Here is a 25,087-nt window from a genome sequence, read left to right on the forward strand (position 1 = left end):
GCTGCTGGATCAGCAAAGAAAAACCTGCAGAAGGGAGTTGCCGTAGTAGATGTCTCAATTACCACTTGAACTAGGATTTTCGTTTAACGGCGGAGATATCCTGTTCCAACTGTTAGCTATGTTAATCTTATTAGCGCTTCTGAAGAAATACGCTTTAGGGCCGCTATTAAACATAATGAAACAGCGTGAAGACCACATCGCTGGAGAAATTACGTCTGCTGAAGAAAAAAATAAAGAAGCGCAGCAGCTGATTGATGAGCAGCGCGTTCTTTTAAAAGAAGCAAGACAGGAATCCCAAACTCTTATCGAAAACGCAAAGAAACTGGGAGATAAGCAAAAAGAAGAGATTATTCAGGCTGCGCGTGCAGAATCTGAACGTCTGAAAGAAGCAGCAAGAACTGAAATCGTGAAGGAAAAAGAACAGGCGGTTTCTGCTCTCCGTGAGCAAGTAGCGTCTCTTTCTGTCATGATTGCGTCGAAAGTGATCGAAAAAGAACTGGATGAACAAGCTCAAGAGAAATTGATCCAGGACTATCTTAAAGAGGTAGGAGAAAGCCGATGAGTGGATCAGCTGTCTCAAAACGATATGCGTCAGCTCTTTTTGATATTGCCAATGAGTCCGCTCAGCTGAATCAAGTAGAAGAAGAGCTAACCGTTGTAAAACAAGTATTTCAAAATGAAAAAGCGCTTAATGATGTGTTAAACCATCCGAAGGTGCCGGCTGCGAAGAAAAAAGAGCTGATTCAGAATGCATTTGGCTCTTTGTCACAGTCCGTGCTCAATACGATTTTTCTTTTGATTGACCGCCATCGGGCAGCGATTGTGCCTGATCTCACAGATGAGTTTATTAAACTCGCAAATGAGGCTCGCCAAACAGAAGACGCAATCGTATATTCAGTGAAACCGCTGACGGATGCGGAGATTTCATCATTATCACAAGTGTTTGCAAATAAAGCCGGAGTCGCTTCACTTAGAATCAGAAATGAAGTGCAGACGGATTTAATAGGCGGCATTAAAGTCCGCATTGGAAACCGGATTTTTGACGGCAGCGTAAGCGGAAAGCTTCAGCGCATTGAACGTCAACTAGCCGGGGAAAATCGATAGAAGGGGTGAAACCTAAGTGAGCATCAAAGCTGAAGAGATTAGCACGCTGATAAAACAGCAAATACAAAATTATCAATCTGATATTGAAGTTCAAGACATAGGTACAGTCATCCAAGTCGGTGACGGTATTGCTCGTGTACACGGCCTTGACAACTGTATGGCCGGTGAACTTGTCGAGTTTTCAAACGGTGTTTTGGGTATGGCTCAAAACCTTGAAGAATCAAACGTAGGTATCGTCATCTTAGGACCTTTCAGTGAGATCCGTGAGGGAGACGAAGTAAAAAGAACAGGCCGCATCATGGAGGTTCCTGTCGGTGAGGAACTAATCGGCCGTATTGTGAACCCATTAGGTCAGCCGGTAGACGGACTTGGCCCGATCCTCACAAGCAAAACACGTCCGATTGAAAGCCCTGCACCAGGCGTTATGGACCGTAAATCTGTTCATGAACCGCTTCAAACTGGTATTAAAGCGATCGATGCACTGATCCCAATCGGCCGCGGCCAGCGTGAGCTGATCATCGGTGACCGTCAAACAGGTAAAACATCTGTTGCGATCGATGCGATTCTGAACCAAAAAGACCAAGACATGATCTGCGTATACGTTGCGATCGGTCAAAAAGAATCAACAGTCCGCGGCGTAGTAGAAACATTGCGTAAGCACGGCGCGCTTGATTATACAATCGTTGTAACGGCGTCTGCGTCACAGCCGGCACCGCTTCTGTACCTGGCTCCGTATGCAGGGGTTACAATGGCAGAAGAATTTATGTACAACGGCAAGCACGTTCTTGTTGTATACGATGATCTTTCTAAACAAGCGGCTGCTTACCGTGAGCTGTCCTTGCTTCTTCGCCGTCCGCCAGGCCGTGAAGCGTTCCCTGGGGATGTATTCTACCTTCATTCCCGTCTGCTTGAGCGTGCAGCAAAGCTTAGCGACGCGAAAGGCGCAGGATCAATTACAGCTCTGCCGTTCGTAGAAACACAAGCCGGAGATATCTCTGCTTATATTCCGACGAACGTAATTTCCATCACCGACGGACAGATCTTCCTGCAATCTGATTTGTTCTTCTCAGGCGTACGTCCAGCGATCAATGCCGGATTGTCTGTATCCCGTGTCGGCGGTTCAGCGCAAATCAAAGCGATGAAAAAAGTATCAGGAACTTTGCGTCTTGACCTTGCGTCATACCGTGAGCTGGAAGCATTCGCTCAATTCGGATCTGACCTAGACCAGGCGACTCAGGCGAAACTGAACCGCGGTGCGCGTACAGTTGAAGTGCTGAAGCAGGATCTGAACAAGCCGCTTCCGGTTGAAAAGCAAGTAGCCATTCTTTATGCGCTGACAAAAGGACATCTTGATGATATTCCTGTAGCGGATATCAGACGTTTTGAAGAAGAGTACTACATGTACCTTGACCAAAACCATAAAGAACTGCTTGACGGAATTGCGAAAACAGGAAACCTTCCTGCTGATGAAGACTTCAATGCTGCAATCGAAGGCTTCAAACGCACATTTGCACCAAGCAACTAACTCGAATGCTGATGAGAGAAAAAGGTTCTCTTTTTCTCTCTTTTTACGCAGATGAAGAGAAAAGGTGGTGAAATCTTTGGCCTCATTACGCGATATTAAGTCAAGGATCACGTCAACAAAAAAAACGAGCCAGATTACAAAAGCCATGCAGATGGTATCTGCGGCTAAGCTGAATCGTGCAGAAAACAACGCAAAATCATTTGTGCCATATATGGATAAGATCCAAGAGGTTGTGTCAAATGTCGGGAGAGTTTCCGGCAACGTAAAGCATCCGATGCTTCTCAGCAGAGAAGTGAAAAAGACGGCATACCTTGTCATTACGTCTGACCGCGGTCTTGCCGGCGCTTTTAACAGTTCGGTTTTACGAAGTGCTTATCAGGCCATGCAAGAACGTCATCAGTCTAAGGATGAGTATGCGGTGATCGTCATCGGAAGAGTAGGCCGTGATTTCTTTAAGAAACGTGAGATTCCGATCATTTCTGAGTTAACAGGACTTGGAGATGAAGTAACGTTTACAGAAATTAAGGACCTTGCCCGACAAACGATCCAAATGTTTATAGATGGTGCGTTTGATGAATTGCACCTTGTGTATAACCATTTCGTCAGCGCCATTTCTCAAGAAGTAACGGAGAAAAAACTTCTGCCGTTATCTGATTTGGGCAGCGGCGGCGGAAAGAGAACGGCGTCTTATGAATTTGAACCGTCTGAAGAGGAGGTTCTGGAGGTTTTGCTTCCTCAATATGCAGAAAGCTTAATCTTTGGTGCGCTTCTTGACAGTAAAGCAAGTGAGCACGCTGCAAGAATGACGGCGATGAAAAACGCGACAGACAACGCGAAGGAACTTATCGATTCACTTTCGCTTTCTTACAACCGCGCTCGCCAAGCAGCCATCACACAAGAAATTACGGAAATTGTCGGCGGAGCAGCCGCTTTAGAATAGAAAGATTTTGTCAGGAGGGATAGCGATGAAGAAAGGACGCGTTAGCCAGGTATTAGGACCGGTCGTCGACGTGCGTTTTGAAGACGGTCATTTGCCTGAAATTTATAATGCGATTAAAATTTCACAGCCAGCTGCAAGTGAAAATGAAGTAGGTATTGATTTAACGCTTGAGGTCGCTCTTCATTTAGGCGATGATACAGTCCGTACAATCGCAATGGCATCTACGGATGGTGTTCAGCGCGGAATGGAAGCTGTTGATACAGGAGCACCAATCTCAGTACCAGTTGGTGATGTAACACTCGGCCGTGTATTTAACGTACTCGGAGAAAATATTGATTTGAATGAGCCAGTCCCTGCGGATGCGAAAAAGGATCCGATTCACAGACAGGCGCCTTCATTTGATCAGCTTTCAACAGAAGTTGAAATTCTTGAAACAGGTATTAAAGTTGTTGACTTGCTTGCTCCATACATCAAGGGCGGTAAGATCGGATTGTTCGGCGGTGCCGGTGTAGGTAAAACCGTATTAATCCAGGAATTAATCAACAACATCGCGCAAGAGCACGGCGGTATCTCTGTATTCGCCGGTGTAGGGGAGCGTACTCGTGAAGGGAACGACCTTTTCTACGAAATGAGCGACTCTGGCGTAATCAACAAAACAGCCATGGTATTTGGACAAATGAACGAGCCGCCGGGCGCACGTATGCGTGTTGCTTTGACAGGCCTTACAATGGCTGAGCACTTCCGTGATGTACAAGGACAGGACGTACTGTTCTTCATCGATAACATTTTCCGTTTCACACAAGCGGGTTCAGAGGTTTCAGCCCTTCTTGGCCGTATGCCTTCAGCGGTTGGTTATCAGCCGACGCTTGCAACTGAAATGGGTCAGCTTCAAGAGCGTATCACGTCTACTAACGTTGGATCAGTTACATCTATCCAGGCGATCTACGTGCCTGCCGATGACTATACTGACCCGGCGCCGGCAACTACGTTCGCTCACTTGGATGCGACAACAAACCTTGAGCGTAAGTTAACTGAAATGGGTATTTACCCTGCGGTTGATCCGTTGGCTTCTACATCTCGCGCCCTTGCTCCTGAAATTGTCGGAGAAGAGCATTATGCGGTTGCCCGTGAAGTACAGTCAACACTTCAGCGTTACAAAGAGCTTCAAGATATCATTGCAATTCTCGGTATGGATGAATTAAGTGATGAAGACAAGCTTGTCGTTCAACGCGCACGTCGCATTCAGTTCTTCCTTTCTCAAAACTTCCACGTGGCTGAACAGTTCACTGGACAAAAAGGTTCTTACGTGCCTGTAAAAGAAACGGTTCAAGGTTTCAAAGAAATCTTAGCCGGCAAATACGACCATCTTCCTGAAGATGCGTTCCGTCTTGTAGGCCGTATCGAAGAAGTTGTTGAGAAAGCAAAAGAAATGGGTGTAGAAGTTTAATCTGGTCCTAGGAGGGTAAAAGCATGAAGACCGTTAAAGTCAATATCGTTACTCCCGACGGCCCAGTATACGATGCGGATATCGAAATGGTGAGTGTGAGAGCCGAAAGCGGCGATCTCGGTATTTTGCCAGGTCATATTCCAACCGTGGCTCCTCTTAAAATCGGCGCTGTCCGTCTGAAAAAAGACGGGCAGACTGAATTGGTTGCCGTCAGCGGCGGATTTGTAGAAGTCCGTCCTGATCAGGTTACCATCCTTGCCCAGGCTGCTGAGACAGCGGAAGGTATCGATAAAGAGCGCGCTGCAGCTGCACGTCAGCGGGCGCAGGAGCGTTTGAATTCTCAATCAGATGATACTGACATTCGTCGGGCTGAGCTTGCGTTACAGCGGGCTTTGAACAGATTGGATGTAGCAGGGAAATAAGAAAAAATCCTTCTCTTTATGAGAAGGATTTTTTATGATCGCACAAGAGAATCAAACAGCGACAAAAGCGGCTGACTCTCTTTTTGCCGCAAGTATAAACGATCACAGCAATTCATGGTATGCCATGATTTGCGATGTCTTCTAAAGCCCATTGTATAAGCGCCGTCTGTATACGGATAAGGCTTTACGATCCATTCAGCATCTTCATGGTGGGCAATCACGCAATCTATAAGATAAACACTGATCATTTTCTCAAATTCTTCAATAGGAAGATTCCAATCAGCAAGCAAAAGCTCTTGTATACTTTGAAAATAAAGGTTTTCAAGCTCTTCAAGGCTTTCTCTCGTATAGGTAAGAGAAATGTTATAAAACTGACACAATTCATTCAGTTCTTCAATCTGTGACTGTCTATAATCATGATAGAATGCAATTGCTTCCCATTCCTGATCAAAAATTGGCAGGTCCTCACCGAATTGCTTTTCAGGCTGAAAAAAAGAATGATTCACATTTGCCAGCTCCTTTCCAACAAAGTATACCATGTAAAAGAATCGCACTTTAAGCGGGGATTAGCCCTATATTTGGCTGATTATTCCATTCTGTATAAAATGTATCATCTTTATCTGTGCTTCTTATATAATAAGAAAGGGTATAAACGCGGAGAAAGGATGAAAGGAGTGGAATAGATGAGTGTATTGGGACAGCAGGCTGCAATTGGCATTGTCGTTCACCTGATTTTTATAGCGGTGACTTGGTGGGCGCTGCAAGCCGTCAATATCGATCCGTTAATCAAAAAAGGCAAAGTCGTGCAGGCAAGACTCCTGATGATTTTGCTGACAATCGCCATTGGAACAACTGTTGCGAATTTCTTTTTAGATTACCTCAATTATTCACAGCAGCTTCCCTATCTATTTTAATAGTTTTTGAACATCTTAATCATGGGAATGGTTGGGGAAGCAGGTTGAAGCGAATAGCTCGAGTTTTGACGAAGATTTTTACGTATGGCGCCTCTTGCCTCCGGTAAGACTGGGGATAAGGGGGAGAGATGAACATGAAGAAAAAACAAGTAAGCTACGCCATTATCATATCCGTGATGTTAAGCTTCGTCATTGCTGTTTTCCATACAATTCATGCGAGTGAGTTAACGCCGTTAGCACAAATTGCAGAGGGGATGGAACGCCAAGATGTGTCAATAGATAAGTGGACATTGCATGCAAAACAAAACATGTCGCTGACCAAGAAAGAATTTTATAAAAAAGTGCAACGTTTAAAATCAGAGTATCGTCAATATCATTGGGCGATTGCACAGGAAGATAAAATCGTAAAGGCAATTGGCACATATACTGACAAAAAAAAACGCACTTCTTTTAGACTGCAGCTTGTCACAACCCTCAAAAAACACAACCCAACTTCGTATTTATTATATGAGCAAATGAGTCTTGAGACACCGAATAGCTGGAATGATACATATGAACAGTTTGAACGGGAGACACTCGGGATATTCCAAGAAAAAGTAGTTATTTTTACTTGTCTAAATGGTCATTTAGATGATAATATGAATATTGTTTTGCAAAAAAAAGCAAATCAGTTATTAAAAGAATTTCAAGCAAGATCTGTAGAACATGTAGTTGAGCCAAATTTCGTTTCTATTTCTGCGTTTACAGATGAGTGGGAAGAGTACATCATGACCTCGAAACATAAAATGAATTTGCAAATTGCACTTAGAAGTGCAGGAATGGGCGGAAAACATACCGTTACGGTTGGCACACCAATCGTTACGACTGAATATTAATATAGAGAATTTAGGGACGCGGAGGGGAATACCTTGGAAAAAATCATCGTCCGCGGCGGTCAAAAGTTAAACGGCACAGTCAAAGTTGAAGGCGCTAAAAATGCCGTTTTACCTGTTATCGCTGCATCTTTATTAGCAAGTGAAGAAAAAAGCGTAATTTGTGATGTACCTACGCTCTCCGATGTATATACAATTAACGAAGTGTTGCGTCATTTAGGAGCAGATGTGCATTTTGAGAATAATGAAGTGACTGTAAATGCTTCATACGCTTTGCAAACTGAAGCACCTTTTGAATATGTTCGTAAAATGCGTGCATCTGTGCTTGTCATGGGGCCGCTTCTTGCGCGTACAGGTCATGCAAGAGTTGCGCTTCCGGGCGGATGCGCAATTGGTTCCAGACCGATTGATCAGCATTTAAAAGGTTTTGAAGCAATGGGCGCAGAAATCAAAGTCGGCAATGGCTTCATCGAAGCTGAAGTAAAAGGCCGTCTGCAAGGCGCAAAAATCTATCTGGACTTCCCAAGTGTAGGAGCTACAGAGAACCTGATTATGGCAGCCGCTCTAGCTGAAGGAACAACAACGCTGGAGAACGTGGCGAAAGAACCAGAAATCGTTGATTTAGCAAACTATATCAATGGCATGGGCGGAAAAATCCGCGGAGCGGGCACCGGCACCATCAAAATTGAAGGAGTCGAAAAGCTTCACGGCGTAAAACACCATATTATTCCTGACCGCATTGAAGCAGGGACATTTATGGTTGCCGCTGCAATTACTGAAGGAAACGTATTAGTTAAAGGAGCGGTTCCTGAACACCTCACCTCTTTAATTGCAAAAATGGAAGAGATGGGTGTAACGATTAAGGATGAAGGTGAAGGCCTGCGTGTCATCGGCCCGAAAGAACTTAAACCGATTGACATTAAAACAATGCCTCACCCAGGATTCCCGACTGACATGCAGTCACAAATGATGGCGCTTCTGCTTCGTGCAAGCGGCACAAGCATGATTACAGAAACTGTTTTCGAAAACCGTTTTATGCATGCGGAAGAATTCCGCCGTATGAATGGTGATATCAAGATTGAAGGACGTTCTGTCATCATTAATGGCCCTGTACAGCTTCAGGGAGCTGAAGTTGCAGCGACTGATTTGCGTGCAGGTGCAGCGCTGATTCTTGCGGGGTTAGTGGCTGAAGGTCATACACGTGTTACAGAACTGAAGCACTTAGACCGCGGTTACGTTGATTTCCATAAGAAGCTTGCAGCTATTGGCGCAGACATCGAACGTGTAAATGATGAGTCTGCTTCTGAGCAAGAGAACAAAGAAGTCGTTTCTGACTTAAACGCATAAACTTACCTAAAAATCAGTATGTCACTCTGGCATACTGATTTTTTATTTTTCGTGTATTATCATCATTATGCTCAAAATAGCAAAAAAGAATACGTAAATGACAAATAAAGTTTCTGTCCAAAACGAGAGTCATATTAGCTTGTCCCTGCCCATAGACTAGACTAGAGTCGAATCCCGAGCAGGAGGCAGCTGAATATGAAACAATTCGTAATCACACTATCCGTACTATGTGCATTGATTCTCTTGATTCCCACACTCTTGGTCATACCGTTCCAGCATAACAAAGAAGCGGGGGCCAGCGTAGAATCAGGAAAGACAGCAGTCAGCACGAAACCAGCATCAAAAGGAGCGGAAACGTTGAAAGCATCGCCTGTTTCTATTCCCGTCTATCGAACCGCAAATCAATCCGTAGAAGACATTCCGCTTGAAGAGTATGTGATTGGAGTCGTCGCCTCCGAAATGCCGGCAACCTTTGAATCTGAAGCGCTGAAAGCTCAGGCGCTCGCCGCCAGAACGTTTATTGTCAGACTGATGGTCTCAAATTCAGCGGTAGAGGCTCCTAAAGGCTCGCTGGTGGATGATACACAGATGTTTCAGGTGTATAAAAGCAAAGCAGAGCTGAAAAAACAGTGGGGCGCGAGCTATGAGGGAAAACTGAAGAAAATCACAGATGCAGTTGCCAGCACGCAAGGCAAAATCTTAACGTACAACAACCAGCCGATTGAAGCCTCTTTTTTCTCCACAAGCAACGGCTACACAGAAAATGCAGAAGCCTATTGGACAAGTGCCATCCCATATTTAAAAAGCGTCAAAAGCGCTTGGGATAAAAAGTCTCCGAAATATAAGGCAACGAAAACCTTTACAGCTTCAGAATTTGAGCAAAAGCTTGGCGTCAAGCTGGATGGGTCTGGCACAGTCGGAAAGATTACCGGAGAGACACCGGGCCATCAGGTCGCAACAGCCGTTATTAACGGCAAGACGCTGAAAGGAAGAGACATACGCGAAAAGCTGGGCCTTAATTCAGCCGATTTTGATTGGGAGCGAAACGGAGATACGATTACAGTCACGACGAAAGGATTTGGCCACGGTGTCGGGATGAGCCAATATGGCGCGAATTTTATGGCGAAAGAAGGCAAAACGGTTGATCAAATTGTGAAGTACTATTACCAAGGCACACAAATTTCAGACGCAGATTCGTTTTTGAATAAATATATGGCGAAGAAGTAAAAAAAGACGCTCACTGAGCGTCTTTTTCTGTTCCTGAATGTCTTTTATCTAAGGGCGCTTAAAACTGTTTAGAGAAGCTCCTGACAGTCTTTAGGGTGACAAGGGAATCAATCCCTTTTCCTGATTTATGGTTTTGAGATTGTGGTAAAGTAATCCACATTTATCGACAGACTTCGACAGACTCATATAACGAAAGCCGAAAGGCCGACAATCATCTATTTTCATCATAGCGTTAGGCGGAAATCACTAATAAAAACAAAGGTTTCTATGCAAAAGTAAACAACAGCAATGGGGAAGCCCGCCCTATTTATTTCTCTGTTTTTGTCGATTACGATTAGTTATGTTCAGCGTTGAACATCTGCACGCAGAAACAAACTTGTAAAGGGGTACGAACATGAAGAAAAGATTTTCACTGATCATGATGACAGGCTTGCTATTTGGATTAACTTCACCTGCTTTTGCGGCTGAAAAGAAAGAATCGGAGGCTGAAGCTCCGGCAAACGTGGCAGTATTGCTTGATGCCAGCGGAAGCATGGCGAAAAGAATAGACGGTGTATCTAAATTTAATTCAGCTAAAAAAGAAATTTCTAAGTTTGCAAGCTCACTGCCGGAAGGAACTCAGGTGAAAATGAGCGTGTTTGGTTCAGAAGGAAACAATAAAAATTCCGGAAAAGTTCAGTCATGTGAATCCATCCGCAACGTATACGGTTTCCAAAGCTTTAACGAGCAAAGCTTCCTCAATTCTCTCAATGCAATTGGGCCGACTGGCTGGACGCCAATTGCCAAAGCGCTGAACGAGGCGAAATCTTCTTTTGACCAGCTTGACACTAAAGGGGAAAAAGTGGTGTATCTGTTGACAGACGGTGAGGAAACGTGCGGAGGAAATCCAATTAAAACAGCAAAAGAACTGCATAAAGACAATATCACTGTTAATGTGATCGGTTTTGATTATAAAGAGGGATATAAAGGCCAGCTGAACGCGATTGCGAAAGTAGGCGGCGGTGAATACTTCCCTGCTTATACTCAAAAAGATGTTGAGAAAATCTTCACTCAGCAATCACTGATGTTATCTAAATAAGAAAAAAGAGGCTGATGAAGGTCAGCCTCTTTTTTTATGTAACAAAATTTTCAAAAGTGATGAGCTGTCTGCCTGTAGTATAGTAGCAGATTTCCGTTTTATAACATGATTACGGCGAAAAAAGAATGAAGGATGTCACAATCTGTTTATGCTTTCTAGGCGAAAATGTCTAAAAAAGATCGGCGTTTCAAGCGATTTTGTACAGGAAGTGAAAGCGGCACAAAAGGCAGCTTGTCCTATATCTTTTTGCATTTTCATATTCTAGCATAAAGAAGAATCCAACTATAGTTGGAAAATATGATAAAGAAAGGAAGAAAAACATGAAAAAATTGCTGGCTGCCGGTATCATTGGATTGCTGACTGTCTCCTTTGCATCTCCGTCTTTTGCCGCTGAAAAACAGGCTGACACAAATGTAGCGGTTTTGTTTGACGGAAGCGGAAGCATGGTTCAAAAAACAGGGGGAGAGCGCAAAATAGACATTGCAAAAAAATCAGTAAAGTCTTTTGCCGAGCTGCTTCCGAAGGATACAAATCTCATGCTTCGCGTTTTCGGACATGCTGGAAACAATAAATTGTCCGGCAAAGCTCTTTCATGCAGCACGACGGAAACCATTTACGGTCTTCACCCATATGAAGGATCGCTGTTTGACAATTCATTGAGTGAAATCAAGCCGACTGGCTGGACACCGATTGCCAAAGCACTTTCAGATACAAGAAAAGAATTTGAAGCATTTGACGCTGACGGGAAAAACGTGGTGTATTTAATCACTGACGGTGAGGAAACGTGCGGCGGAGATCCAGCGGCGGAAATTGCAAAGCTTCGTGAAGCGAATGTGGATACGATTGTAAACATCATTGGCTTCAACTTTGATGTCAAAGGAAATGAAGAGATGAAACAGGCGGCTGTTGCTGGCGGCGGAGAATATATTTCAGCAAACAGCGCCGATGAGTTTGAACAGGCTTGGGAAAAAGAAGCACAAAAATTTACTGAGTAATCGTTTGAGTGAAGGCGCTCCCCCAGGCGCCTTTTTCTATTGGTTTAAAAACGATCGGTGCGGGAATGATACCCTTAAAAGGGGTTGAATAGATGAGATTATTAGGAATGATTTTTCTTATTGCCGCCGTGGCATTCATATTGCTCGGTGTTTTTCTAAAACTGGCAGCCTTCTTTTTTGTCAGTATGCTCACCTTGATCGCGGCCGTTGTGCTGTTTACGATCCTGAAAAAGAATCGGCATAATCAAACATAGAGCCCTTTATATAGAGGGCTCTTTTTTATGTCTCAGGATTCGACAAAATCCGAGGAGTGTGAAAAAATATAGAGGCAGGAACATTGCGGAGGGGAAGAGACATTGAACGATAAAGTAACTGCGGTCAGGGATGTATGGCGCTATGAACAAGGGGAAATCAGCAAAATAGAAGACCGGATGGTGACGGAATACCCTTTGACAGTGATACTGAACGGTAGTGAATTTGTGACGCTCGTTTGTACGCCGGAGCATATCAAAGAGCTTGTCATGGGATTTCTCGCATCAGAGGGTGTAATACGATTTCAAAAAGAGATTAAAAGGTTTACAATAGATGAAAGTCTCGGTTTTGTTTATGTCGATCTCGTTCATCCTGAGACATTGGATCAAAAGGATTATACGAAACGGGTGATCGGCTCATGCTGCGGAAAGGGCCGCCATTTTTACTTTCAGCAGGATGTCAAAACCGCAAAAACGGCTGTCAGCCAAATCAAGATATCGCCTGAAGCGTGTCTGGCGCTTATGAAAGACATGCAACAAGGGAGCGGAACGTTTCAGGATACGGGTGGCGTCCACAATGCGGCGCTTTGTGACACAGAGAAACTGCTCCTGATGCGCACAGATATCGGCCGGCACAACGCACTTGATAAATTATACGGACACTGTCTTCTGAACGGGATGTCCGTCCGCGACAAACTGATTGTGTTCAGCGGCAGAATCTCATCAGAAGTCCTGTTAAAAGCGGCAAAAATCGGTGTGTCGATTGTCATTTCCAAATCGGCCCCGACAGAGCTTGCGATTCAAATGGCGGAAGAATTAAATATTACAGCGATCGGATTTGTCAGAAACGGATCGTTTAATGTATATACACACCCTGAGAGAATCGGGGGATAGGAAGGGGCTGTAGCTATGAATACAGAATCGCGTCAGATGTTGGATAAAAGGAACAGACCGCTGAGAGACCTTCGCATTTCTGTTACAGACCGCTGCAACTTCCGATGCACGTACTGTATGCCCGCCGAATTATTCGGCCCGGATTATCCTTTTTTAAAGAAAGAGGAGCTGCTTTCATTTGAGGAGCTGGAACGGCTTGCGACGCTGTTTGTCACAAGGTTCGGTGTTGAAAAAATCCGCTTAACCGGCGGAGAGCCTCTCATGAGAAAAGATATGCCCGAATTAATCAAAAAACTGGCCCGCATTCCGGGTGTCCGTGACATTGCGATGACGACAAACGGATCACTGCTGCCTGTTTATGCGGAGAGACTCAAGGAAGCCGGGCTGAAACGGGTCACAGTCAGCCTTGATTCTTTAGAGGACGAGCGGTTTAAAAAGATAAACGGACGCGGGATTTCTGTCAGCAAGGTGCTGGAAGGCATTGAAGCGGCGAAGCAAGCGGGGCTCGGTGTGAAAATCAACATGGTCGTCCAAAAGGGCGTCAATGAAAAAGATATTCTGCCTATGGCGCGTTATTTTAAAGAAAAAGGACATATCCTGAGATTCATTGAATTTATGGACGTGGGCAACACCAACCAATGGGAAAAGAAGGACGTCATGACAAAGGCGGAAATCATTGATTTGATCAATGAACAGATGCCTGTTGAGCCGACCGCGCCTAATTATAAAGGTGAAGTGGCTTCCAGATTCCGCTACTTGGACGGATCTGGAGAAATCGGCGTCATATCATCTGTATCTGATGCATTCTGCGGATCGTGCAACAGGGCTCGACTTTCTGCGAGAGGAGAGCTGTTTACCTGCTTATTCGCTTCAAGCGGATTTGACCTCAGAGCACCGGTTCGGAAGGGATTAAGTGATGATGAACTGTCAGAGATGATCGGCACCGTATGGAAAAATCGGATCGATCAGTATTCGGTTGATCGTACGCTATCAAAAGCATCAGGCAAAAAGAAAGTGGAAATGTCTTATATTGGCGGTTAATATGAAATGAAAGAGCTTATCGGCGTGTCCGGTAAGCTTTTTTTGATGAAAAAGCTTATGTGCAAAAAATACATACAAAAACCGAAATATATAAGGATAGGCATAAAGAAGGAATCATTGTAAGAAAATTTTAATTCCAAAGCCATACATTATGATAAAATATAACCAATTAGAAAACAGAAAGGGTTGGAGGGGCATGGCCGCGTACGAGATCCCGTCATCTCAAGTAGGAGTGAAAATCAATAAGTGGTATAAGCACATTTTAGCATTTCAAGTGGCTGATGCCGTTGAGCTGAAGAAAGAGATTGATCAGGACATAGAACATATGGAAGAGGATCAGCTGCTTCTCCTGTATTATCAGCTGATCAGTTACCGGCACCAAATTATGCTGGATTATGTAAAGCCCGACCTGCACGAGGAATCTCAGCTTCAATATCGAGAATTGATCCAAACGCTGGAAAGCAATCAGGACAGCATCTCCGGATTATCTGAGTATTATTTTCACTTGTTCAGAGGAATGTACGAATTTGAACAGAACAATTACATCTCGGCTATATCCTTTTATCGGAAAGCTGAGAAGATGCTTGCGTTTGTAGAAGATGAAATTGAAAGAGCGGAATATCATTTTAAAGTGGCGGAAGTCTTTTATATCATGAAGCAGACGCACTTTTCCATGAACCACGCCGTACAGGCGCTTGAGACGTATAAGGCTAACGATTTTTACAGAGTCAGAAGAATTCAATGCCATTTCGTCATATCAGGAAACTACATTGACTACAGAAACTATGAAAAAGCGCTGGAGCATTTGGATGACGCGTATCGTCTGGCTTTATTGGAAGGGCAGCCCCGTTTGATCGGCTCAGCCCTCTATAACATCGGGAATTGCTATGATGACAAAGGAGAGCTGGATCAAGCTGCGGAATACTTTGAAAAAGCGCTTCCTGTCTTTGAAGAGCATCAGCTGGAACAGCTTCCGAAAGCGCTATTCAGCCTGACTCGCGTTCTTTTCAAAAAACAAGATGTCCAAGCTGCGATGCGGTACTACGAAAAAGGGATTGCCATCGCCCAAAAACGAAACGACTTCTTCAGTCTGGCAAAATATAAATTTCTGCAGGCCTTATATGTGGAATCTGTCAATTTGGATATGATTCAAGAAGTATTTGACTATATGGAAGAAAAAGCCCTTTACGTATATATTGAAGAATTCGCTTTGGATGCTGCCTCCTATTTCAGTCATCGCGAACACTACAAAGAAGCGGTGTATTTTTATGAAAAAGCGGTCAGCATGAGAGAGATGATTCAAAGGAACGATTGTTTATATCAAGTGTGAGACGAAACCATCTGCTGCCAGGTGGTTTTTTTATATGCAAAAAAAGGGGAGCATCGGAACGTTTATTTCCGGGGAGAACAGGAAAAATCGCTACATATTGCTTTTGAACACAAACGTCAAAATGGCAGGGTCCAGACGGTGCCGGAGTCTATGACAAGCGTGAGGGGGAATTTGATGTTTGGTTTCAATGATATGGTGAAGTTTCTGTGGTCTTTCCTCATTGTTCTGCCGCTTGTATCGATCATACATGTTTCAGGGCACAGCTTTATGGCTTTTATTTTTGGCGGAAAAGGATCATTGGATATTGGAATGGGCAAAACGCTGCTCAAGATTGGGCCGATACGGATCAGAACGATCTATTTTATGGATTCTTTTTGCCGGTATGGTGAGCTGAAAATCGACAATCGGTTCTCACATGCACTCGTGTATGCCGGAGGCTGCCTGTTTAACCTGTTAACGATTTTTACGGTCAACTTGCTGATTTTACACAGTGTATTAAAGCCGAATGTGTTTTTCTATCAGTTTGTCTATTTTTCTACGTATTACGTGTTTTTCGCCCTGCTTCCGGTACGGTATTCAGAGAAAAAGTCATCAGACGGGCTGGCAATATACAAGGTGCTTCGCTATGGAGAGCGCTACGAAATCGATAAATAACATTCAAATGTTTACCGCCTGTCAGATCGGGAAGGTAACAAGTACACACATAATTGAAGGGAGAGAACAACATGGGTAACGATAGTGTAAAAGATAAAATGAAAGGCGGCTTAAATAAAGCCAAAGGAGAAGTGAAGGATAAAGTCGGAGATATGACCGATAAAGCGGATATGCAGGCAGAAGGCAAAAAAGATAAGGCGAAAGGCGAGATCCAAAAGGATATCGGGAAAGCAAAGGATACATTCACAGATAAAGATTAATCATACGGAAGAGGCAGGAAACGATATGTTTCCTGCCTTTTTTGTTGATGTGAATAAATATAACAAAAAAAGCAATCGATTTGGTTAAGGTATCTAAAATTTCTAAATATTCTTTGAATTAACGAACCTCTTCTATATAATAATGACATAAGTTGTTAACTTTTATAACATCGACTGGTGAGAATCAGACAAAGGGAGGTTCTGAATGAAAAGCAAAGAGGGTGGAATACAGGCTGTTTTTCTGTTGTTTCTGATCATGATTTTGATGACGGGATGTACTGCGCCCAAGAAAGTGTCGGAAGCCAGCGGGGATGCGAAAAAAACAGTTGATATCGACACAAGCGGGGATTCAGTGAAGGTCGGGATTCTTCACTCATTAAGCGGGACAATGGCGATCAGCGAAGTGTCCGTCCATGATGCAGAGCTAATGGCTATTAACGAAATCAATCAAAAAGGCGGAGTTCTCGGCAAGAAGCTTGAACCCGTCGTGGAAGATGGCGCCTCAGACTGGCCTACATATGCGGAAAAAATGAGAAAGCTGCTTCAGCAGGATAAAGCGGCTGCTGTTTTTGGCGGGTGGACGTCAGCAAGCCGCAAAGCCATGCTTCCGGTTGTGGAGCAAAACAACGGGCTGCTGTTCTATCCGGTGCAGTACGAAGGAATGGAGTCATCACCTAATATTGTTTATACCGGAGCAACGACAAATCAGCAAATTGTGCCGGCTGTCGATTGGCTGCTGAAGAAGAAGGGGAAGACCTTCTTTCTGATCGGATCAGATTACGTGTTCCCGAGAACAGCCAACAAAATTATTAAAGCGCAAGTGAAGGCGGCCGGAGGAGAAATTGCCGGTGAAGAGTATACGCCGCTCGGCCACACGAATTACAGTACGCTCGTCAGCAAAATCAAAGAAAAACAGCCCGATGTCATTTTTAATACATTAAACGGTGACAGTAACGTGGCGTTTTTCAAACAGCTGAAAGATGCGGGGATATCGGCTGACGATATGCCTGTTATGTCGGCAAGTGTCGCTGAGGAAGAAATTCGGGGGATCGGCCCTGATGTGCTAAAAGGACATTATGCGGTGTGGAATTACTTCCAGACAACCAATACGAGCGAAAATCAAACATTCGTAAAGAACTATAAAAAAATGAACGGCGATAGCCGGGTGACGAGCGATCCGATTGAAGCTGGCTATAATGCGGTCTATCTCTGGGCAGCGGCTGTTGAAAAAGCCAAGTCCTTTGATGTCGATAAGGTGAAGAAAGTGGCTGACGGGATTTCATTCAAGGCCCCGGGCGGCACAGTGAAAATTGACGGGGATACACAGCATCTTTACAAAACGGTCAGAATCGGACAGATCACGGGGGATGGACAGTTTAAAGAAGTATGGAACTCAGGTGATCCTGTAAAACCTGATCCGTACCTAAAAACGTACGACTGGGCAAAGGGGTTATCTAAATAAATCAAAGCCATTTGCGGGGGAGGAGGCGGAACATGTCTGTCGTCGTGACTCAATTATTTAACGGGATCAGTCTCGGTTCTATTTTGATTCTCATTGCGATTGGATTGGCCGTTACATTCGGTTTGATGAACATTATTAATATGGCGCACGGTGAGCTGATTATGGCAGGAGCCTATACGACATATGTTGTTCAGCAGCTGTTTTTAAGCTATTTGCCGGCTTCTCTGTTTTCTTACTATTTTTTAATCGCTATTATCATGGCGTTTGCGGTTGCGGCGTTTATTGGGATTGTCATTGAAAAAGTGATTGTCAGGCGATTATATGACCGTCCGCTCGACAGCCTTTTGGCGACGTGGGGGGTGAGCTTGATACTGCAGCAGGCGGCCAGATCGATTTTTGGCGCGCCGAATGTGGCCGTCAAGTCTCCTGAGTGGCTGACGGGCGGAGTAACGCTGTTTTCCGTTACCTTTCCATATAAAAGGCTGTTTATTTTGGCGCTCGTTCTTTTTACGCTGGCGCTGCTCGGATTGTATTTGTTTAAAACCTCTGCGGGGCGGCGGATGCAGGCTGTTACGCTGAACCGGAGCATGGCATCGTGTCTCGGCGTATCTGTGAGAAAAACAGATACATTGGCTTTCGCACTCGGAAGCGGACTGGCCGGTATCGCGGGGAGCTCACTCACCTTGCTTGGTTCGATCGGGCCTACTCTCGGTTCGTCATACCTTGTTGATGCCTTCATGATCGTCATATTAGGCGGAATCGGAAAATTAAAAGGAACGATTATCGGCGCGGTGACGGTCGGTTTGCTGAGCACATTCGTTGAGTATTCCACAAGCGCTACGATTGCAAAGGTTGTCGTGTTTGCATTTATTATTCTCTTTCTGCAATGGCGGCCTTCAGGTCTTGCAAGTGTCAGAACGAGATTACTTGATTAGGAGGGAACCGGATGAAGCGGTTTTCACAATTCAGTCCGTATCTGGTGCTATTTGCCCTTTTTATCGCCGCTCCGTTTTTTCTGCAGGAGTTTCGATTAGGGCTGTTGGCGAAGTTTTTATGCTTCGCGATTGTAGCGGTCGGCATTTGCCTGATTTGGGGATATACAGGCATTTTGAGTTTGGGGCATGGCGTCTTTTTCGGATTGGGTGCTTACTGCATGGCCATGTACTTAAAGATAGAGGCTTCGCCGTCAGGTATACCTGATTTTATGGAGTGGACCGGCGTCAATGAATTGCCGTGGATTTGGACAATGTTCAGGTATCCTTTTGCTGCGATTGCCGCGGCTGTCATTGTGCCTGTCTTTCTGGCCTTTTTACTCGGTTACTTTACCTTCCGCAACAATATAAAGGGTGTTTATTTTTCGTTGATCTCTCAGGCTGTTGTGATGGTGGTTGTCACATTGTTCATCGGCAGCCAGGAAATCACCGGCGGAACGAATGGCCTCACGAATTTCTATACCATTTTTCAATATGCTCTGGCCGATCCTGCAATGAAGCAGATCCTGTATTTTACGACAGTCTTTTTCCTCTGTGTTTCTGTCATGTTCGCTTTGTTTCTGACGAGAAGCCGTTTTGGACGGCTGTTGCAGGCGGTGCGTGACGGAGAAAACAGGGTCCGTTTTTTCGGGTATCATTCCACCAATTTTAAAGTGTTTATTTACTGTGTATCCGCTGCGATGGCGGGGATTGCCGGGATGCTGTTTGTGCTTCAGGACGGGATGATCTCACCGGAAATGATGGGCATCATCCCTTCGGTGGAAATGGTGCTGTGGGTGGCGATCGGCGGCCGGCACTCCATTTTCGGAGCAGTGCTTGGCGCGCTGTTAACGAACGGCATGAAAAGCTATTTAAGCGAATATTATCCTGACATTTGGCTGTACTTTCTCGGTGCGCTGTTTATCATCGTCGTGCTCTATATGCCAAAAGGGATTGTCGGGCTGTTCGAGAAGCTTAGAACCCAGCTTTCTTCCTCGAAAAAGAAAGGAGCGGCTGCTTATGAAACCGATACTTACCTGCCGTGACGTAAGGGTTGAGTTTGACGGGTTTTGGGCTTTGCAGGGCGCTGATATCAGCGTGCAGGAATGCGATATCCATTTTCTGATTGGGCCGAACGGCGCCGGAAAAACGACTTTGCTGGACATCATTTGCGGCAAAACAAAGCCGCATTCGGGCGAAGTTCTGTTTCAGGAAACGAATGAATTGACAAAGGCTCGGGAATATCAGATCGCCAAACTGGGGGTCGCCCGGAAGTTTCAGGCACCGAGTGTTTTTACACAGCTGACGGTGTTTGAAAACCTCGAGCTTGCCATGAAACAGAAAAAAACGATCCTTTCATTGCTGACAGCGCGTATGACGAAACAGCAAAGTGACAGAATCATAGACATCCTGCGGCTGGTTGGGTTAGACGAAAAGCGGGATATAACAGCTGGCAGCCTGTCACATGGACAGAAGCAATGGCTTGAGATCGGGATGCAGCTCGCCATGGAGCCGAAGCTTTTGCTGCTGGATGAACCGATTGCTGGCATGACGGGAAAGGAGCGGGAAAAAACCGGAGCCCTGCTTGAAGAAATCGCGAAAACGTGCTCTGTTCTGATTGTCGAGCACGATATGGATTTTGTGCGCTCATTTTCCAGAAAAGTCACGGTGATGCATGAAGGCAAAGTGCTTTGTGAAGGGTCGATGGATGACATTACAAGCAATGAAGAGGTGGCAGCGGTGTATTTAGGAAGGAGCGGTGTGTCATGATTGCCGTCAGCAATGTAACGTCTGGTTACGATCAATCGATGGTTTTGCACAATTTCAGCATGGAGGTTCGTCCAGGGCAAATTGTCGCTGTATTAGGCCGAAACGGAGTTGGCAAATCCACTTTGCTGAAAACAATCATAGGCCTGCTTCCTGCTAAACAGGGGGATATTTGTTTCAATCAAACGTTTGTTCAAAACGAAAAGGCGGAAACACGGGCAAAAGCGGGGATTGCGTATGTTCCGCAGGGCAGAGACATCTTTTCCTCCTTAACCGTTCGTGACAACCTGCTGCTCGGGGAAGAGCCGCTTCCGCGGAAGGACCGGACGGGGCAGATCAAGGAAGAGATTTTTCAGTGGTTTCCCGTTTTGAAGGAGATGCTTGACCGCAAAGGCGGCGATTTAAGCGGAGGCCAGCAGCAGCAGCTTGCAATTGCCAGAGCGCTGATGGGAAATCCAAAAATTATTTTACTAGATGAACCAATGGAAGGGATTCAACCTTCAATTGTCGAACTAATCAGACACGTTATCGTAGAAATTTCCAGAAAAAAAGACATGTCCGTTATATTAGTCGAGCACAGTCTGGAAAACGCGTTAACCTGTGCTGACTACCTTTATGTGATCGACAGGGGAACGGTTGTTGACCATGGAAAGGCCGATGAAGAAACGGCACGCCGCTTTGAAAGGCATCTTACTGTATGATCTTCATTCTGAAGAAAGGGAGGTGATGTCCCGCCTGCATGTTCCGCAAATTCGTAGTAACCGCATCCACTTTATATGACAAAAGAAGGAGGACTACAGATGAAACTGACACCGGTTGAACAAGAGAAATTGCTCATTTTTGCAGCGGGGGAATTAGCCAAACAGCGAAAGGCGCGGGGCGTTCTGCTGAACTATCCTGAGGCTGCCGCTTATATCACCTGTTTTATCATGGAAGGCGCACGTGACGGGAAGGGAGTAGCGGAGCTGATGGAAGCCGGCCGCCATGTGTTAACGGAAAAAGATGTAATGGAGGGTGTGCCTGAGATGCTGGACAGCATTCAGGTGGAGGCCACATTTCCGGACGGAGTGAAGCTTGTCACGGTACATCAGCCAATTTCTGCGGAGGTGAAGTCATGAAGCCGGGAGCATTCCAGATTGCTGAGGGAAAGATTACGATTAATGAAGGCCGCGAGACACGGGAGGTAGCGGTAAAAAACACTGGATCACGCTCCATTCAAGTCGGCTCGCATTTTCATTTTGCAGAAGCCAACGGGGCATTATCATTTGACCGCGAGCAGGCGATCGGCATGCGCCTTGATGTTCCATCAGGCACGTCGGTCCGTTTTGAGCCGGGCGAGCAGAAAACGGTCACGCTTGTGGAAATCGGAGGACGAAAGACAATAAGAGGCCTGAATGCAATGGCCGACACGTTTATCGATGAACGCGGCAAAGAAAAAACGTTAGCCAACTTAAAACAAGCCGGCTGGATGGAGGGTGTAATCCGATGAAAATGTCACGGGAGCAATATGCGGAGCTGTTTGGCCCGACAACGGGCGATAAAATCAGATTGGGCGATACAGATTTATGGATCGAAGTCGAAAAGGATTTCACCGTATATGGTGAAGAAATGATCTTTGGCGGCGGAAAAACGATCCGGGACGGCATGGGCCAAAACGGCAGAATCACAGGGAAAGACGGCGCTTTGGACTTGGTCATCACCAACGTCGTGCTATTGGATTATACAGGCATTGTTAAAGCGGATGTCGGTGTTAAAGACGGCCGGATTGTTGGCGTCGGAAAAAGCGGCAACCCTGATATCATGGACGGAGTCGATCCGCATATGGTCATCGGCGCCGGTACAGAGGTGATTTCCGGTGAAGGAAAAATTTTAACAGCCGGAGGAGTGGACACGCACATTCATTTTATTTGTCCTCAGCAGATGGAAGTTGCACTTTCTTCAGGTGTGACGACCCTTTTGGGAGGCGGAACAGGCCCAGCTACAGGAAGCAAAGCGACAACATGTACGTCCGGCGCGTGGTATATGGCAAGGATGCTGGAAGCGGCAGAGGAGTTTCCGATCAATGTCGGTTTCTTAGGAAAAGGGAATGCATCCGATAAAGCGCCGCTGATCGAGCAGGTCGAAGCAGGCGCCATCGGCCTTAAGCTTCATGAAGACTGGGGCACGACGCCAAGCGCCATCAAAACGTGTATGGAAGTCGTGGATGAGGCTGATATTCAAGTCGCCATTCATACCGATACGATTAACGAAGCGGGCTTCCTGGAAAACACGCTCGACGCGATCGGGGACCGGGTCATTCATACTTATCACATTGAAGGAGCCGGCGGCGGCCATGCCCCGGATATTATGAAGCTCGCTTCTTATGCTAACATTCTGCCGTCATCCACAACGCCAACCATTCCTTATACCGTTAATACGATGGATGAGCATCTTGATATGATGATGGTCTGCCACCATTTAGATGCGAAAGTGCCTGAAGATGTGGCGTTCAGCCATTCAAGAATCAGGGCTGCGACCATTGCGGCAGAGGACATTCTCCATGATATCGGCGCGATCAGCATGACATCATCGGATTCCCAAGCGATGGGGCGGGTCGGAGAAGTGATCATCCGAACGTGGCAGGTAGCTGACAAAATGAAAAAGCAGCGCGGGGCTCTTGCCGGCGAAAACGGAAATGACAATGTGCGCGCAAAACGCTACATTGCCAAATACACGATTAATCCAGCGATTACTCACGGGCTCAGCCATGAAGTCGGTTCGGTGGAAAAAGGGAAGCTTGCTGATCTCGTTCTGTGGGACCCGGTATTTTTTGGCGTAAAGCCGGAACTGGTTTTAAAGGGCGGCATGATTGCACGTGCGCAAATGGGAGATCCGAACGCATCTATCCCGACTCCGGAACCGGTGTTTATGCGGCAAATGTATGCGTCTTACGGAAAAGCCAATCGCTCAACCTCCATTACATTTATGTCTCAGGCAAGCATAGAGCTGGGTGTGGCGGAAAGCTTAGGGCTGGAAAAAAGAATTTCTCCTGTCAAGAATATCAGAAAGCTGAGCAAGCTGGATATGAAATTGAACTCAGCTTTGCCGAAGATCGAAGTTGATCCAAAAACCTATCAGGTCTTCGCTGACGGAGAGGAACTGTCTTGCCAGCCTGTCGATTATGTTCCGCTTGGACAAAGATATTTCTTATTCTGACAAGACGCGGCCGGAGTGCATCCGGCCGTACTATTGACTCAAAACGGTGCACAAGAACCCCGCATTTAGTGTATATTAGATGTTGACAAACGAATTAAATGTAACTATTATAGTTACAACGGTGGTGAAAAAACATGATTAACAGCCGTCTTGCTGTTGCCATTCATATTTTATCCCTCATTTCGATGGATGAAAAAACATCTTCAGAAATCATTGCTGACAGCGTCAACACGAACCCGGTTGTCGTGCGAAGAATGATCAGCCTGCTGAAAAAGGCGGATATTCTCACATCACGCGCCGGGGTGCCGGGTGCAAGCCTCAAAAAAGATCCGGCCGATATTTCTCTATTAGAAGTATATCGGGCTGTCCAAAAGCAAGAAGAACTCTTTGCGGTTCATGAGAATCCGAATCCGAAATGTCCGGTAGGGAAAAAAATTCAGAACGCACTGGATGAAACATTTGAAAGTGTGCAAAAAGCGATGGAAAATGAATTGGCAAGCAAGTCATTAAAAGATGTTATGAATCATCTCTTTTAATCAAAAGGGATGACTTCTCACCGTCAACATGTAACTAAAAATGTTACAAATAAGGAGGAAATGAAAAATGAAAATTGGAATTATCGGAGCAAGCGGAAAAGCAGGAAGCCAGATTTTGAAAGAAGCGAAAACAAGAGGCCATGAAGTGACTGCCATCGTTCGGACCGCTTCAAAAGTACAGGAACAGGACATAGCGATTTTGGAGAAAGATGTGTTTGAACTGACTGCACAAGACATCAAGCCTTTCGACGTGGTCGTAAACGCATTTGGAGCAGCGCCTGGCCAGGAACATCTTCATGTTGAAGCAGGCAGAGCCCTAATCAGCATCTTAAAGGATGCAAAAAACACAAGATTGCTTGTCGTCGGCGGAGCAGGAAGCCTGTTTGTTGATGAAGCCAAAACAACCCGTTTAATGGATACGCCGGAATTCCCGAAAGAATATCTGCCCACTGCATCAAATCAAGGGGAGAACCTGAAAGACTTGCAGCAGACAGACTCCATTTCTTGGACGTTCCTCAGCCCTGCGGCATTTTTTGACCCGGCAGGAAAACGGACAGGTTCTTACCAAAAAGGAAAAGACAATGTCATCGTAAACGCAAAAGGCGACAGTTATATCAGCTATGCAGATTATGCCATTGCCGTATTGGATGAGCTTGAACATCCGGCACACAAAAATGAACGCTTCACAGTGGTAAGCGAAGCGGAATAATAAAAAAACCCGGAGTCCGGGGACTGACCCCATAAGATGAGACAAATAAAAACACCTTCAAGTTTGAATACGGATGATTGTTATCCGAAATTAGACTTGGAGGTGTTTTTTCTATGGGGACAAGAGTGAGTTATCCGGTTGAAGTG

At 45.4% G+C, this 25,087-nt stretch carries 29 protein-coding genes; 28 read left to right on the forward strand and 1 reads right to left on the reverse strand.

The window, feature by feature from the left end; all coding sequences use genetic code 11:
- Positions 1-49: 49 nt before the first annotated feature.
- The 6 genes from atpF (at position 50) to LWH95_RS16520 (ending at position 5,438) form a co-directional block, all read left to right on the forward strand.
- The gene (gene atpF, locus LWH95_RS16495) at positions 50-562 is read left to right on the forward strand and encodes a F0F1 ATP synthase subunit B (protein WP_084991148.1); all 513 of its coding nucleotides are present in this window, start codon (positions 50-52) and stop codon (positions 560-562) included.
- Complete coding sequence (locus tag LWH95_RS16500; protein WP_003235770.1) at positions 559-1,104, forward strand: F0F1 ATP synthase subunit delta; 546 nt, start codon at positions 559-561, stop codon at positions 1,102-1,104. Before atpF ends, LWH95_RS16500 begins: the two co-directional genes overlap by 4 nt.
- A gap of 16 nt (positions 1,105-1,120) precedes the next feature.
- Entirely contained in the window at positions 1,121-2,629 is a 1,509-nt protein-coding gene (atpA, locus tag LWH95_RS16505; protein ID WP_232920004.1) for a F0F1 ATP synthase subunit alpha, read from the forward strand.
- 76 nt (positions 2,630-2,705) lie between these two features.
- The gene (gene atpG / locus LWH95_RS16510; protein ID WP_003235766.1) at positions 2,706-3,569 is read left to right on the forward strand and encodes an ATP synthase F1 subunit gamma; all 864 of its coding nucleotides are present in this window, start codon (positions 2,706-2,708) and stop codon (positions 3,567-3,569) included.
- A gap of 25 nt (positions 3,570-3,594) precedes the next feature.
- Complete coding sequence (gene atpD / locus LWH95_RS16515) at positions 3,595-5,016, forward strand: F0F1 ATP synthase subunit beta (protein WP_003235764.1); 1,422 nt, start codon at positions 3,595-3,597, stop codon at positions 5,014-5,016.
- A 23-nt stretch (positions 5,017-5,039) separates the two neighbouring features.
- A complete protein-coding gene (locus LWH95_RS16520) occupies positions 5,040-5,438 on the forward strand; it encodes a F0F1 ATP synthase subunit epsilon (protein WP_003221882.1) in 399 nt (132 codons plus the stop codon).
- Positions 5,439-5,470: 32 nt separating this feature from the next.
- Here the strand turns inward: LWH95_RS16520 and LWH95_RS16525 are convergent, their stop codons facing one another.
- Entirely contained in the window at positions 5,471-5,944 is a 474-nt protein-coding gene (locus LWH95_RS16525; protein ID WP_232920005.1) for a hypothetical protein, read from the reverse strand.
- A 177-nt stretch (positions 5,945-6,121) separates the two neighbouring features.
- Between LWH95_RS16525 and LWH95_RS16530 the strand changes: the two genes are divergently transcribed.
- The 22 genes from LWH95_RS16530 (at position 6,122) to LWH95_RS16635 (ending at position 24,941) form a co-directional block, all read left to right on the forward strand.
- Positions 6,122-6,352, forward strand: a complete 231-nt coding sequence (locus LWH95_RS16530) for a DUF1146 family protein (RefSeq protein WP_003221879.1) — start codon at positions 6,122-6,124, stop codon at positions 6,350-6,352.
- A gap of 134 nt (positions 6,353-6,486) precedes the next feature.
- Positions 6,487-7,227, forward strand: a complete 741-nt coding sequence (locus LWH95_RS16535) for a YwmB family TATA-box binding protein (protein WP_232920006.1) — start codon at positions 6,487-6,489, stop codon at positions 7,225-7,227.
- Between the two features lie 33 nt (positions 7,228-7,260).
- A complete protein-coding gene (gene murA / locus LWH95_RS16540; protein ID WP_003221875.1) occupies positions 7,261-8,571 on the forward strand; it encodes a UDP-N-acetylglucosamine 1-carboxyvinyltransferase in 1,311 nt (436 codons plus the stop codon).
- Between the two features lie 195 nt (positions 8,572-8,766).
- The gene (gene spoIID, locus LWH95_RS16545) at positions 8,767-9,798 is read left to right on the forward strand and encodes a stage II sporulation protein D (RefSeq protein WP_133485657.1); all 1,032 of its coding nucleotides are present in this window, start codon (positions 8,767-8,769) and stop codon (positions 9,796-9,798) included.
- Positions 9,799-10,192: 394 nt separating this feature from the next.
- Positions 10,193-10,876, forward strand: a complete 684-nt coding sequence (locus LWH95_RS16550) for a vWA domain-containing protein (RefSeq protein ID WP_060399704.1) — start codon at positions 10,193-10,195, stop codon at positions 10,874-10,876.
- 320 nt (positions 10,877-11,196) lie between these two features.
- Positions 11,197-11,871, forward strand: coding sequence for a vWA domain-containing protein (locus tag LWH95_RS16555; protein ID WP_003235748.1), 675 nt, complete (start codon positions 11,197-11,199; stop codon positions 11,869-11,871).
- A gap of 92 nt (positions 11,872-11,963) precedes the next feature.
- Positions 11,964-12,125, forward strand: a complete 162-nt coding sequence (locus LWH95_RS16560) for a hypothetical protein (RefSeq protein WP_032731674.1) — start codon at positions 11,964-11,966, stop codon at positions 12,123-12,125.
- A gap of 102 nt (positions 12,126-12,227) precedes the next feature.
- Entirely contained in the window at positions 12,228-13,016 is a 789-nt protein-coding gene (gene fdhD, locus LWH95_RS16565) for a formate dehydrogenase accessory sulfurtransferase FdhD (RefSeq protein ID WP_232920007.1), read from the forward strand.
- Positions 13,017-13,031: 15 nt separating this feature from the next.
- On the forward strand, positions 13,032-14,057 hold the full coding sequence (gene moaA, locus LWH95_RS16570; protein WP_148982432.1) for a GTP 3',8-cyclase MoaA: 1,026 nt from the start codon (positions 13,032-13,034) through the stop codon (positions 14,055-14,057).
- Positions 14,058-14,253: 196 nt separating this feature from the next.
- Complete coding sequence (rapB, locus tag LWH95_RS16575; RefSeq protein ID WP_232920008.1) at positions 14,254-15,387, forward strand: response regulator aspartate phosphatase RapB; 1,134 nt, start codon at positions 14,254-14,256, stop codon at positions 15,385-15,387.
- A 174-nt stretch (positions 15,388-15,561) separates the two neighbouring features.
- Entirely contained in the window at positions 15,562-16,041 is a 480-nt protein-coding gene (locus tag LWH95_RS16580; protein ID WP_003235739.1) for a hypothetical protein, read from the forward strand.
- A gap of 71 nt (positions 16,042-16,112) precedes the next feature.
- Entirely contained in the window at positions 16,113-16,301 is a 189-nt protein-coding gene (locus LWH95_RS16585; RefSeq protein WP_060399699.1) for a CsbD family protein, read from the forward strand.
- Between the two features lie 205 nt (positions 16,302-16,506).
- Positions 16,507-17,763 (forward strand): urea ABC transporter substrate-binding protein, encoded by a 1,257-nt coding sequence (gene urtA, locus LWH95_RS16590; protein WP_232920009.1) that lies wholly within the window; start codon positions 16,507-16,509, stop codon positions 17,761-17,763.
- Positions 17,764-17,795: 32 nt separating this feature from the next.
- The gene (gene urtB, locus LWH95_RS16595) at positions 17,796-18,698 is read left to right on the forward strand and encodes an urea ABC transporter permease subunit UrtB (RefSeq protein ID WP_232920010.1); all 903 of its coding nucleotides are present in this window, start codon (positions 17,796-17,798) and stop codon (positions 18,696-18,698) included.
- 11 nt (positions 18,699-18,709) lie between these two features.
- The gene (urtC, locus tag LWH95_RS16600; protein ID WP_232920011.1) at positions 18,710-19,780 is read left to right on the forward strand and encodes an urea ABC transporter permease subunit UrtC; all 1,071 of its coding nucleotides are present in this window, start codon (positions 18,710-18,712) and stop codon (positions 19,778-19,780) included.
- Positions 19,755-20,504: an urea ABC transporter ATP-binding protein UrtD gene (gene urtD, locus LWH95_RS16605; protein ID WP_003235730.1), complete on the forward strand. Its 750-nt coding sequence runs from the start codon at positions 19,755-19,757 to the stop codon at positions 20,502-20,504. Before urtC ends, urtD begins: the two co-directional genes overlap by 26 nt.
- Complete coding sequence (urtE, locus tag LWH95_RS16610) at positions 20,501-21,202, forward strand: urea ABC transporter ATP-binding subunit UrtE (protein WP_003235728.1); 702 nt, start codon at positions 20,501-20,503, stop codon at positions 21,200-21,202. The genes urtD and urtE overlap by 4 nt, the downstream gene beginning before the upstream one ends.
- Before the next feature lie 99 nt (positions 21,203-21,301).
- Positions 21,302-21,619 (forward strand): urease subunit gamma, encoded by a 318-nt coding sequence (gene ureA / locus LWH95_RS16615; protein ID WP_003227724.1) that lies wholly within the window; start codon positions 21,302-21,304, stop codon positions 21,617-21,619.
- Positions 21,616-21,990, forward strand: coding sequence for an urease subunit beta (gene ureB / locus LWH95_RS16620; RefSeq protein ID WP_119914383.1), 375 nt, complete (start codon positions 21,616-21,618; stop codon positions 21,988-21,990). The genes ureA and ureB overlap by 4 nt, the downstream gene beginning before the upstream one ends.
- Positions 21,987-23,696 (forward strand): urease subunit alpha, encoded by a 1,710-nt coding sequence (gene ureC, locus LWH95_RS16625; protein WP_003235723.1) that lies wholly within the window; start codon positions 21,987-21,989, stop codon positions 23,694-23,696. Before ureB ends, ureC begins: the two co-directional genes overlap by 4 nt.
- 134 nt (positions 23,697-23,830) lie before the next feature.
- On the forward strand, positions 23,831-24,232 hold the full coding sequence (locus LWH95_RS16630; RefSeq protein ID WP_003235720.1) for an Rrf2 family transcriptional regulator: 402 nt from the start codon (positions 23,831-23,833) through the stop codon (positions 24,230-24,232).
- A gap of 67 nt (positions 24,233-24,299) precedes the next feature.
- A complete protein-coding gene (locus LWH95_RS16635; RefSeq protein ID WP_232920012.1) occupies positions 24,300-24,941 on the forward strand; it encodes an NAD(P)-dependent oxidoreductase in 642 nt (213 codons plus the stop codon).
- The last annotated feature ends 146 nt before the right edge of the window (positions 24,942-25,087 follow it).

The organism is Bacillus sp. G16, from assembly GCF_021282335.1.
GTDB classification, from domain to species: Bacteria; Bacillota; Bacilli; order Bacillales; family Bacillaceae; genus Bacillus; species Bacillus inaquosorum.